This is a genomic window from Acinetobacter gerneri DSM 14967 = CIP 107464 = MTCC 9824 (assembly GCF_000368565.1).
GTDB classification, from domain to species: Bacteria; Pseudomonadota; Gammaproteobacteria; order Pseudomonadales; family Moraxellaceae; genus Acinetobacter; species Acinetobacter gerneri.
The window spans coordinates 63,881-75,283 of record NZ_KB849539.1; the positions used below are offsets into that span (position 1 = coordinate 63,881).

10 protein-coding genes and 1 tRNA gene are annotated in these 11,403 nt (G+C 38.2%); 1 reads left to right on the forward strand and 10 read right to left on the reverse strand.

Features of this window, described 5'->3' with window-relative positions; genetic code table 11:
* Positions 1-20 precede the first annotated feature (20 nt).
* The 9 genes from F960_RS04605 to F960_RS04645 all read right to left on the reverse strand — a co-directional run bounded on the left by F960_RS04605 (position 21) and on the right by F960_RS04645 (position 10,289).
* Complete coding sequence (locus tag F960_RS04605; RefSeq protein ID WP_004859036.1) at positions 21-1,805, reverse strand: amidohydrolase; 1,785 nt, start codon at positions 1,803-1,805, stop codon at positions 21-23.
* 86 nt (positions 1,806-1,891) lie between these two features.
* Complete coding sequence (locus F960_RS04610; RefSeq protein WP_004859038.1) at positions 1,892-3,076, reverse strand: MFS transporter; 1,185 nt, start codon at positions 3,074-3,076, stop codon at positions 1,892-1,894.
* Positions 3,077-3,263: 187 nt separating this feature from the next.
* On the reverse strand, positions 3,264-3,875 hold the full coding sequence (locus tag F960_RS04615; protein ID WP_004859042.1) for a septal ring lytic transglycosylase RlpA family protein: 612 nt from the start codon (positions 3,873-3,875) through the stop codon (positions 3,264-3,266).
* Positions 3,876-4,173: 298 nt separating this feature from the next.
* Complete coding sequence (mltB, locus tag F960_RS04620; protein WP_004859045.1) at positions 4,174-5,175, reverse strand: lytic murein transglycosylase B; 1,002 nt, start codon at positions 5,173-5,175, stop codon at positions 4,174-4,176.
* Positions 5,176-5,196: 21 nt separating this feature from the next.
* Positions 5,197-6,339, reverse strand: a complete 1,143-nt coding sequence (rodA, locus tag F960_RS04625; protein WP_004859046.1) for a rod shape-determining protein RodA — start codon at positions 6,337-6,339, stop codon at positions 5,197-5,199.
* Positions 6,340-7,096: 757 nt separating this feature from the next.
* Positions 7,097-7,747: a hypothetical protein gene (locus F960_RS04630; protein WP_004859050.1), complete on the reverse strand. Its 651-nt coding sequence runs from the start codon at positions 7,745-7,747 to the stop codon at positions 7,097-7,099.
* A 24-nt stretch (positions 7,748-7,771) separates the two neighbouring features.
* Positions 7,772-8,584, reverse strand: a complete 813-nt coding sequence (gene queF, locus F960_RS04635; protein ID WP_004859051.1) for an NADPH-dependent 7-cyano-7-deazaguanine reductase QueF — start codon at positions 8,582-8,584, stop codon at positions 7,772-7,774.
* On the reverse strand, positions 8,584-9,357 hold the full coding sequence (locus F960_RS04640; protein ID WP_004859052.1) for an ABC transporter permease: 774 nt from the start codon (positions 9,355-9,357) through the stop codon (positions 8,584-8,586). Before F960_RS04640 ends, queF begins: the two co-directional genes overlap by 1 nt.
* Complete coding sequence (locus F960_RS04645; RefSeq protein ID WP_004859058.1) at positions 9,354-10,289, reverse strand: ABC transporter ATP-binding protein; 936 nt, start codon at positions 10,287-10,289, stop codon at positions 9,354-9,356. Before F960_RS04645 ends, F960_RS04640 begins: the two co-directional genes overlap by 4 nt.
* A 183-nt stretch (positions 10,290-10,472) precedes the next feature.
* On the opposite strand from F960_RS04645, the gene F960_RS04650 reads away from it, so the two are divergent.
* Positions 10,473-10,548, forward strand: a tRNA-Arg gene (locus F960_RS04650).
* Positions 10,549-11,093: 545 nt separating this feature from the next.
* Here the strand turns inward: F960_RS04650 and F960_RS22230 are convergent.
* Entirely contained in the window at positions 11,094-11,231 is a 138-nt protein-coding gene (locus tag F960_RS22230; protein ID WP_020846982.1) for a hypothetical protein, read from the reverse strand.
* Positions 11,232-11,403 lie beyond the last annotated feature (172 nt).

Here is an 11,403-nt window from a genome sequence, read left to right on the forward strand (position 1 = left end):
TTTTTCCTTTTTTAAATGTTTTATTGGGCATTTTCAGTTTGAGTTGAATAGACTTTTTGACCCTCTTTATAGGTCGCCAAGATTTTAATATTTTTAATATCAGTACTTGGAACCGTCAAAGGATTTTTGTCTAAGATCACAAAATCAGCAAGTTTGCCAGACTCGAGTGTACCTTTGTCTTTCTCTTCAAAGTATTGATAAGCTGCCCAATCTGTTACTGATTTTAAGGCAATATAAGGACTGACTCGCTGATCAGCACCTAAAACATCGCCTGAACGAGTTATACGATTTACGGTTGTATCGATGGTCATCATGCTTTTTGGTGGGATGACTGGAGCATCGTGATGTTCTGTAAATAAAATTCCTTTCCGCAGCGCAGAAGCAGTCGGTGAGATGCGATTGGAACGTTCAGGTCCGAGCGTTTCATGTTTATGCCAATCACCCCAGTAATAGGTGTGTAGTGAGAAAAATGACGGAATCAATCCCAATTTTTTTGCACGATCTAGTTGATCTTCTCGCATGGTTTGCGCATGAATAATGACATTTCGTCGATCGGCTTGACCAAATTTATTGTTGGCTGAACTAATCGCATCCAAATATTGATCAATGGCAGCATCGCCATTGGCATGTGCCAAAATTTGCCAATGATGTTGATAAGCCAGATCAATCGCATCTTGAACAGTTTTGGTGTCAGGGTAGGCTGGATAACCGCGATAATCTTTTGGCTTGCCCTCTGGTGGAATCAGATAAGGTTGGCTGAGCCAAGCCGTTTTACCTTGTGGTGAACCATCTAAACTGATTTTGACCCCACCAATTCGAAAATGGTTTTGATAATTCAACTGTGTACCATTTTTCAGCATATAGGCTTTTTCATTCATAATGTCAGGATAGACCACAACATCGATCGGCAGTTGACGAATATCAGCAAAGCTTCGCCACATTTCAGATGTACCTGCATCAGCTCGTCCTTCTTGGACAGTGGTATAGCCATTTTCCATATAGGTTTTTAATGCGGTTTTTGCCATATTTTGCATGATTTCAGGTGGAACTTTACTAAAGGCAAATCCCATTGCTGAAAATACGGCAGACTCTTCAAGTACACCATCTGGCTCATTGCTATTTTTTTTACGACGAATAATGCCGCCTGAAGGATTGGCAGTATTTTTATCTATTTTTAATAATTCGAGGGCTTTGTGGTTTACGGAAGCAAGGTGCCCTGATTGATGCAAAATGATAATCGGTTGAGTCGTGGAGATTTTATCCAAATCATCGGCAGTCGGATGACGCTTTTCATTGATTTGAGCATCATCGTAGCCATTTCCAATGATCCAGCCCGATGCTGCTTTGATAAATGCAGGGTTTTTTGCCTGCCAATCTTTCATTGCTTGTATCAGTGAAGCGATGTCCGTCACTGTGCCATCAGGTGGTGGATAAAGATTTGCAACGGTTTGTTGTAAACCGACGCTATTTAAATGACTATGTGCATCAATAAAACCCGGGAGTAGGGTGTGATTATTTAAATTGATTATCTGCGTGTTGTTATTTTTATATTGCTCAGCCTGTTTTAGCGTTCCTGCATATTGTATGCGGCCATTGTCGACAACCAAGGCTTGAACATACTGTGGTGACATGCCTTGCATAGTCAATATTGGACCGCCATGAATCAGTAATTTTGCATTTGAGTTTTGATGATCAGCATCTGTGAGCTTATTTGTTTGATTGGGTTGAATGCTACTACAAGCACTCAGTCCTGCTAAAAAAATAGAAAATAAAGCGAATGTCGAGCTTTGAGATATTATTTTCATATACGCACCATTAGAAAATTCACTTTAAAAATACTGTTTTATTCAAACTAACAAACTGATTTAGAAATGTATAGTCTATAATTTATTCAAAACTTTTCCAGCAGAGCCTCATTTGCTTTGGAAAATTTATTTCTAAAGATCAGTACCACTAATAGCGCAATAGCTAAAGTATAAAATGCGGGTCCATAGCCAATGGGTCCTGACAAAAGTCCAATGACGACAGCACCAAAGACCGCTCCGCCATAATTGAAAATATTGACTCTCGCGATAATTTCATCACGGCGATTTGGGTCTAAACGTCCAGCTGCTGAGAACGTTAAAGGAACTAATGCACCTACAGCAACACCTGCCAGTAAAAAACCGAAAATCACTGCGCCGAAACCTAAGCCTAAACCCACAACAAAACATCCGAGCGCACCGATGACAGTACAGATTCCTGCAAGCCATGCGGCACTTTTGTATTTTACTAAAGGATCAGTGATCAAACGTGTGATGAGGATACCCACTTGATAAGCAGCATAGCCTAGCGGTGCAATGCTGGCTGAAGACTTAAGGACATCTTTGAGATAAATTGAACTCCAAGTGCTGACAGCAGAGTCGACCGTAAATGCGATTAAAATGATCAAACCGTAAATAAGTAGATTTTTATGCGGTAAAGGTGTTTTGGCTGATTTTTTAAGTGCAGCTCGTTCTCGTCCTGCACTTAACCATCGATAACCAAGTTGCGCAGTAAATAACGCCAATATTGCTGCTACACACAAAGCGCCTGTTGCGCCGAGCACGGTGGATACAGCGGCAGACATAATCATGGCACCCAAAAATGCCGCTGCGGTATAACATGCAAAAAAGCCACCAAGCATACTTTTTGCGGTCTTTTGCTCCAAGATCACGGCTTGCATGTTTAAGGCTGCATCGATACAGCCTAGGCCTATACCGTAAAGTATAAAGCTGATGGTCATGAGCGTAGTCGTACTGCTTAACGCCGCAAAAATAACACCACAGGCTTCAAGTAAAAAACCAATAATAATGGCGAAACGAGAACCGATTTTGACGGCTAAACGGTCTGCTAAAATTGATCCTAATGCGGCTGCGATACATACAGCTAAGATGATAATTGATAATTCGTCGTCATTTAGCGTAAAACGGCTTTTAAGCGAAGGCAGGGAGGTCATCACAGTCGCATAGCCTAAACCCTGTGTAGCGAAGCCTAAGGCGATTGTCCAGCGTGTTTTATTTTGCAGTTGTTGACTTAACTTTTCGGTTACATCCATTTTAAGCGCCCGATTTGAATTTTTGTTTTTATAAAACGTCCTGTTTTCTTGATTTTTACAGTAAATAAAATCCACTGTCGATGAGTTTTTTATTATTTTTAATTTCGCATGAGATTTACATTTAAACCAAAATAAAAAAAGCCACAAAGTGGCTTTTTTCCGTTAAATGCAGTTTTGTCGATAGAGATTAGGAATTAGGTCCATCAACGCGCTCGATGTTCACACGAGCCGTACCTGAGTTTGTAATACCTAGACGCTTAGCAGCACCATAAGATAAATCAAGTACACGGTTACCATGGAAAGGACCACGGTCATTTACTTTTACAACTACGCTTTTACCGTTGTCTTTATTGGTCACACGAATGTAACAGTTTAACGGCAAGCTGCGATGAGCTGCGGTAAGTTCATTCATATCGAATGTATCGCCACTTGCAGTTCTCTTGCCATGGAATTGACGACCATACCAAGAAGCTACACCAGTTTGGCTAAACTTACGCACTGTGTTTGAAGCCACAGCGTTTAATTTGTCAATCACAGAAGGTTCATCTTCTGGGACATTCATTTTAGCAGCGATTGTTTGGCGACGGATTTTATCACCAGAACGCTCTGTGATTGTCAAACTATTGAGATTAGAGAAATGAGAATTATAGTTTGTTGAATCTTTGCTAAGTACACGAGCAGCAAGATTCGAATTGTCCGAGTCATTGTTTAAGTATGAAGACTGAACCAGTTCGGCTTTGGTCTGCACTGCACTTAAACCCATACTCAGGGCGATAATATATTTCAGTGAAGAATGCATCGTTTAACTCCTATCGACCTCTTTTAAACCAGTAGAAATAGCCAAAACTACGAACTGATCTTTCAATGCAAAGGTCTGTAAATTCACTTTTGCAACCACATTTAACGAGATGGATAATATTCATGCTAACGGATGGGTGTCTAGCACTTATTGAAAAAAAATTACAAAAAGGTGAAATTTTGACATATAACTGATCAATAAATGATCAATAATGTAACAAGATATTAAAAAAGTGTATTTTATGATCTATTTCACAAAAATAATTGTTGACTTTTATTTCTTATGGAAATTGTTAGCCTTATTGGCTAACAATTTCCATGCCTAATTGCCATACAGCAGTCGCGTACATACGGCTTTTATTATAGGTTGTGATGACTTGAAAATTCGGGAAAGTTATATAATAAGAAGGACCATAATCTTCCTGTAATTGAATGACATTGACCATATCTAGGTTGTCAATTTTTACAATTGGATTGAGTGGAGAAATCCCCAAATCTTTAAGCGCACCAAATGGTGTTGGCTGAGTTAAATCTTTGGCAATGACACTGTCAGGATTATTACCTGCATAACGAGCAGGGAAGGCAATCGGTTGATCTCGTTGCCAACCATTTTTAGCCAAATAGTTCGCAATTGAGCCGATCGCATCGGCAGGCGAGTTGCGAAGATCAATGTGCCCATTTCCATCAAAATCGACCGCAAGTTTTTCAATATTGCTTGGCATAAATTGTGGGTAGCCAATCGCACCTGCATAAGAGCCAACGATACTATTGATCGGGTAGCCTTCCTTATAGGTCCAATCAATCAAAGCACCTAATTCATTTTGGAAATATTCAGCGCGGCGAGGGTAGCCAAAAGCCAATGTTGCAAGTGCATTTCGGGTATTGATATTGCCTTTGTTTGCACCATAACCTGTTTCGACACCTAAAATGCCCAAAATAGCGATTTGTGAAACGCCATATTGTTGCTCAGCACGATTGAGCACATCTTGGTATTGATTGCGAAATTGTACGCCACGATTGATGAGGCTTTGCGCGCGAAAATTCGTTTTATATTCGTACCAAGGTTTGCTTTCACCCGGACGATTCATAATATTTATAATGTTTGGTAAATTTTTGGCATCACTCATGGCCATATCAATCTGCTGACTAGTCAATCCATAAGTCTGCATAGTCTTGATTTTAAAATTATTATAATTTGGATCATTGATAAAATCATTGGCTTGACTAAAGCTCGATAAAAAAAATGCTGAAGTCGCCAATCCGATATTTCTTAACTTATATATAACTGTATTTTTTAACATTGGGTAAAAAGTTCCTACTAACTAGCGATGAGTATGAATCGACATGACCAAACCAAATGTTGCCATCAAAGTGATGATCGCAGTACCGCCATAACTCATAAACGGTAAAGGCACACCTACTACAGGTAAAATACCACTAACCATCCCTGCATTTACAAATACATAGACAAAAAACGACAAACCTAAAGCACCAGCGACCAAACGTCCATAATTATGGAAACTTTGTAAGCCAATTTGGAAGGTTCTGAAAATAATTGCAAAATAAATAATGACTAAGATTGAAACCCCAATCAGTCCAAATTCTTCTGAAAATGCCGCAATAATAAAGTCGGTATGACCTTCGGGCAAAAAGTGTAAATGTGATTGAGTTCCTTCGAGATAACCTTTACCTACAAAACCACCAGAACCAATGGCTGTTTTAGATTGGATAATGTTCCAACCTGTTCCTAAAGCATCTGCTTCTGGGTTGAGTAATGTTAGGACACGTTGTCGTTGATAATCATGTAGCAAAAATTCCCAAGCAATTGGAATCACTACAGCAGCAGCAACACCCGCAGCAGCAATCATTTTCCAAGAAAGACCACTCAGGAACAGGACGAAAATACCACTAGCCAAAATGAGCACAGAAGTCCCCAAATCGGGTTGTTCTGCGATAAGTAGAAATGGTACGCCGATCAAAACCAAAGAAATGAGGGTGTTTTTAAAGCTTGGCGGTAGCGGATTGCGTGATAAAAACCATGCAATCATCATTGGCATACCAATTTTCATAAATTCACTGGGTTGAACACTCCCAAAGCCAGGGATATCAATCCAGCGCTGAGCCCCCATACGAATTTCACCGAAAACCATGACTGCAAGCAAACACACCACACCAAAGGCATAAAAATAAGGTGAAAATGCTTGATAAACTTTAGGTGGTATCTGTGCAAGGCTAAACATCACGACAAAACCAATACCAAAACTCATGGCTTGTTTTGTGACTAAGCCCACATCTTGAGCTGAAGCACTATAGAGTACTGTTAGGCCGAGCAGTGCGTTTAAAATGAGAAAAAGCGTGAGCCAAGGATCAATGTGCAATCTTTGCCACTTTGATGGTTGCATTGCGGTGCTTAATCCATCACGTGGTGCTTGGCGTAAAAATTTGTATTGTGAACTAGGTGCCATGGATATATTTATATGCTTTGGGAATCGCTTTGCGAATGCTATCACAAACAGCCATGAAGACAACGGATAACAATATTTAGCAATAAAAAATCTTGTAATTCTTTAAATAAAAGATGATGAAATACAGTTTTGAAAATTTAATTTTAGGTTGAGTGATGGTAGAAATGATTGCGCATAGTTTTAATGTGGATATTTGCGCTTATCTTGTGAAAATATCGATATTGATTTTGCATGAAAATACATGTGAATAAACTGAAAATAATGAAAAAAAGACAAGGTTGGATTCATGTGAATTTAACAACTATATATAGTCAAACAATAGAGTTCTTGCAAAAGTCATTTATTGCTCAAATTTATAATCTCATCATTTTGCTTCAAAGCGTAATAAAATTTGCAATTTAGGCAGGATGCCGTTGGTCGAACAAGGGCTACAGGGATGTACGCCCATTTGTTCGACAAATGGTTTCCTTGCGAAATATATTTCTCATTTGTCCGAAAACAAAGTAAGAAAGATTGTCTATACAAAGCAAATTAAAGTACTCACGTCAAATGTGACCGTATGATACTTTTACCCAAAAATCTGATCATTTTTGAATTTATGAAAGAAGTTTAATCTCAATCATAAATTTAACTATATAGGTAAACTTTTTCAGCTAGATAAAAAATTGCCCAATAGAATGGGCAATTTTCAAAATCTTCATTATTTATCCACATCAATTTGAGATGATTCAAATCAGCGGTAAATTTCACCTAATCCTTAGGGATAAAACAACGTGTCATGGTATTCAGCCACAGCCATTAACTCGTCTTTGGTGAAATGGGGAATCAATTTCCCTATCGCAATATGCACAGCTTTAATCACTGCAGCAGAACCAATATCTGCGGCTTTACGCTTGATCATGCCTAAATCTAAAGTTTTATTAAAATCATTCATGAAATGACGCACTGTTGCTTCAGCAAATTGTTTATACAATTCACTTAAAACATCACGATTGATTTCATTTCCTGCTTTAATTTCAGCAAAACAATTTTTTAGATTGGTGACTAAACTCGCATCAAGCGGTTCACCAACACGGTATTGACCTGTTGGATCCTTAAATAAGCTTTTTTCTGAAAACTCAATCGATTGGCGGACCACATCATTTGGAGCTTTGCTTAATAGCTGTTTAAGTAGAACCGCAACTGTTGATTTGATATAACCTGCAAGTTTTTCAGCTGTTTCACGTTTGTCACTTGCTGGAAAACGACGCACCAATTCAGTCAATATCGCATCAATGATTTCGTCATTGATCAATAGCGCTGTTTGATCACGTAATGGGTAAAGTGGTTCGTTAGAATTTTTTTTCTCAATACCAGTCTGAATATTTTTGAGCAAAGCTTCAGACGGTACAAAACCAAAAAAAGGCATGATGAAGACCTCTATTTTCCTTGTTTATTGCCGAGCTAACCGAATAGGCTCTGGCATCCATGATTCATCAGATACACGGCAGGGATTGATATCCAAACCACCACGACGTGTATAAGTTGCATAAACCATCAGTTTTTCAGGTTGTAAATTTTGCCAAATATCAGCAAAGATTTGTTCCACGCATTGTTCATGGAAACCATTATGCTGACGATATGAAATAATATAAGCTAAAATACTGCGATAACAAGGTTTTTTGCCTTGATAGCGTATAAATACAGTACCCCAATCAGGCTGACCTGTAACAGGGCAATTACTTCTGAGTAAATGAGAATACAATTGTACTTCAACATTTTCAGCGTGTTCATCCAAACTCAAAAGTGTTGCATCGGGATGATTTTCTAAACGAGTGGGTTCCAAATCATCTATACACAAGCCCTGAGGTTGGCTGATCGCAAGATCATCTACCTTATATAGCGTTAAACTAACATCGGCTTGAGCAGCTTTTGATAAATCTTGTTCGACAGTTTTGATAAAATCTTGCTGATTTTCGAACTGAGTAAAATTTAAACTATTGAAATAAAGTTTAAGTGATTTTGACTCAATTAAATGTGTAGAAGATGCTGGAAGGCAAATCCGTCCAATCGCGACTTGCGGTACACCATGTTGGTTTAACCACGAAATCTCAAAAACGTGCCACCAATCCTTTCCTTTATATATACCTTTTACATTTTTGTATTTTTCACGTGCTTCACCACGTGAAATTGGAAATAAAATATCAGGTTGATATTGAGTAGGGTAATTGGTGTCTTTGCCCAATAGAGAATGTTCAACAGCCATTATTCACGCATTCCTGAACCACGAGCCAATAAATAGTATGCAATGGCATAAAGCAGGCCACAACATAAAGTAACGATGATCAAAGATAATGAAACGTTGACATCACTATGCCCCAAAATGCCATAACGGAACGCATTGACCATATAGACAATCGGGTTGATCAACGAAAGATTTTGCCAAAAAGGGCTGAGCGAGCTGATCGCATAGAATACTCCACCAAGATAGGTAAGCGGGGTCAATACGAAGGTCGGAATAATTGAAATATCATCGAAAGATTTTGCATAGACTGCGTTGATCAAACCGCCTAATGAAAATAATAATGATGTAATAATTACGGTATAAATAGTAATAAAAATATTGTGGATCGAAAGTTGAGTAAAGAACATACTCATCGCTGTTACGATTGTACCGACTAAAATACCTCGACAAACACCGCCAATTACATATCCCCAAATAATTAAATGTAGAGGAATTGGACTCACGATTAATTCTTCAATACTTCTTTGAAATTTGACGCTAAAAAAACTTGAAGAAACGTTGGCATAACTATTGGTAATCACAGCCATCATGATCAAACCGGGAACGATGAATTGCATATAGCTAAATCCACCCATTTGCCCAACACGTGAACCGACCAAATTACCAAAAATCACGAAGTACAAACTCATGGTGATGGCAGGTGGTAGCAAGGTTTGAGGCCAAATTCGCATAAAACGGCGAATTTCTTTACGAACCAAGGTAAATAATGCAATGCGGAGCTGAGTGAAATTCATGCTTTCGCTCCTTCAAGGTTTTTTTCAACCATTTTCACAAACAATTCTTCGAGTCGGTTGCTCTTATTACGCATACTTCGTACACGAATATTTTGAGCTTCTAAAAGTTGGAAAAGATCATTTAAGCTATGCGCTTTATCCATCGTTACTTCTAAAGTGACTGGGTCAATTAAGTTAAATTTCACACCAATAATCTCGATATGAAGCGGCTCAATTGGTTCTGCCAAATCGAAAATGAATGATTCTTCATTGAGTTGTCCCAAGAAAGATTTCATTGTTGTATCTTCTTTAATGGTTCCACGGTCGATGATGGCAATTTTTCGACAGAGCATTTCTGCTTCTTCGAGATAATGCGTCGTCAAAATAATCGAAGTACCTTGACCATTCATTTCAATTAAAAAATCCCACATCGAACGACGTAATTCGATGTCTACACCAGCTGTCGGTTCATCTAAAATCAACAATTTTGGTGAATGCATCATGGCACGGGCAATCATCAAGCGACGCTTCATCCCGCCTGAGAGCATACGTGCTTGAGTATTGCGTTTTTCCCATAAACCGAGTTTTTCTAAATAGTGTTCTGCACGCTTTTCTGCTTCTTTTTTTGGAATACCATAATAGCCAGCTTGAGTGACCAAAATATCGAAAGTTTTCTCAAAATGTCCAAAGTTGAACTCTTGAGGAACGACGCCTAAACATTGTTTAGCATGAGAGGGATGAGTATCCAAGTTATGCCCAAAGATTTCTACTGTGCCAGATGTTTTGCGTGTAAGAGAGCTAATAATACTAATAGTTGTTGATTTTCCAGCACCATTTGGTCCTAAAAGTGCATAAAACTCACCCTCAGGCACGGTCAAATCAATGCCTTTGAGAGCTTGAAATCCATTACTATATGTCTTGGATAAATCTCTTAACGTCAATGCATCGGTCATGAAATTCTCACATGGTTAGTCGAGCGCCTATTGTGAGCGATATCAGGTCAGAAACCAAGTCCATCCATGCAATAATGCGTTGCAGTATTAGAACATTGTACAAAGCATAAGCAGCAATTTCATATAAGCGCTTGGATAGGCTTTACCTTCTGTATTTTTTTGTTATGATGTGCGAGCTTAATTGCGCCTATAGCTTAACTGGATAGAGTACAGGTTTCCGAAGCCTGTGGAGTGGGTTCGAGTCCCGCTGGGCGCACCATCTTGATGTTGTGTTAAAAAAGATCATAATTTTAGATATATAATATTGTTTATACTCATATTTTTTCAAATTCTGTCATGATTATTTTTGTATTTTACGGTGCTTTGCAATACTCAATATTTTATAAAAATGCATCATAAAGAGACCTATATCGTTTTGACGATTATTTAATTCTTAAAAGATTAGACTTCTTTCATAAATTAAACAATGATCAGGTATTTGGGTGAAAAGTATTATACAGTCACATTTGCCGTGAGTATTTTAATTTAATTTGCGTAGACAATCTTTCTTACTTTGTTTTCGGACAAAGTAAGCAAAACCATTGTCGAACAAATGGGCATACATCCCTGTAGCCCTTGTTCGACGGACGGCATCCTGCCTTAGTTGCAAATTTTATTATGTTTAGAAGCAACATGATTAGAGTATAAATTTGAGCAAAATATAACTTATACAAGAACTCTATTAATCTAAGCAACAACCCTAGCCTAAAAATATATTGTAAATATAATACTTAGGATATTTAAGTCAGATCATTTGAGTATAGACTAGGGGTGATTAATCATTTTAAATTGTTCTCGCCATTCTCGCCATTCTCGCCATTCTCGCCATTCTCGCCATTCTCGCCATTCTCGCCATTCTCGCCATTCTCGCCTTCTGTGCTTTATTTGCGCAATTTTAGCCAAAAACGCAATTTAGTTGTGGAAGGCGAATAGAATATAAGTTAATAATAAAAATAGCTTTTTTAGAACTACATACATTTAATATTGGCTTTTTTACTTTGATCATGCATTTTAACAAACTCGTTACGAATAGGTTTAATACCTTCATTTGCAGAATTAAATTGCCTATAAGTTA

Coding starts and splice junctions, on each gene's coding strand:
- F960_RS04645 (WP_004859058.1), bottom strand. CDS start 10,289: ATGACCGATGCATTGACGTTAAGAGATTTATCCAAGACATATAGTAAT.
- F960_RS04610 (WP_004859038.1), bottom strand. CDS start 3,076: ATGGATGTAACCGAAAAGTTAAGTCAACAACTGCAAAATAAAACACGC.
- F960_RS04615 (WP_004859042.1), bottom strand. CDS start 3,875: ATGCATTCTTCACTGAAATATATTATCGCCCTGAGTATGGGTTTAAGT.
- F960_RS04640 (WP_004859052.1), bottom strand. CDS start 9,357: ATGAATTTCACTCAGCTCCGCATTGCATTATTTACCTTGGTTCGTAAA.
- F960_RS04630 (WP_004859050.1), bottom strand. CDS start 7,747: ATGCCTTTTTTTGGTTTTGTACCGTCTGAAGCTTTGCTCAAAAATATT.
- queF (WP_004859051.1), bottom strand. CDS start 8,584: ATGGCTGTTGAACATTCTCTATTGGGCAAAGACACCAATTACCCTACT.
- F960_RS04605 (WP_004859036.1), bottom strand. CDS start 1,805: ATGAAAATAATATCTCAAAGCTCGACATTCGCTTTATTTTCTATTTTT.
- mltB (WP_004859045.1), bottom strand. CDS start 5,175: ATGTTAAAAAATACAGTTATATATAAGTTAAGAAATATCGGATTGGCG.
- rodA (WP_004859046.1), bottom strand. CDS start 6,339: ATGGCACCTAGTTCACAATACAAATTTTTACGCCAAGCACCACGTGAT.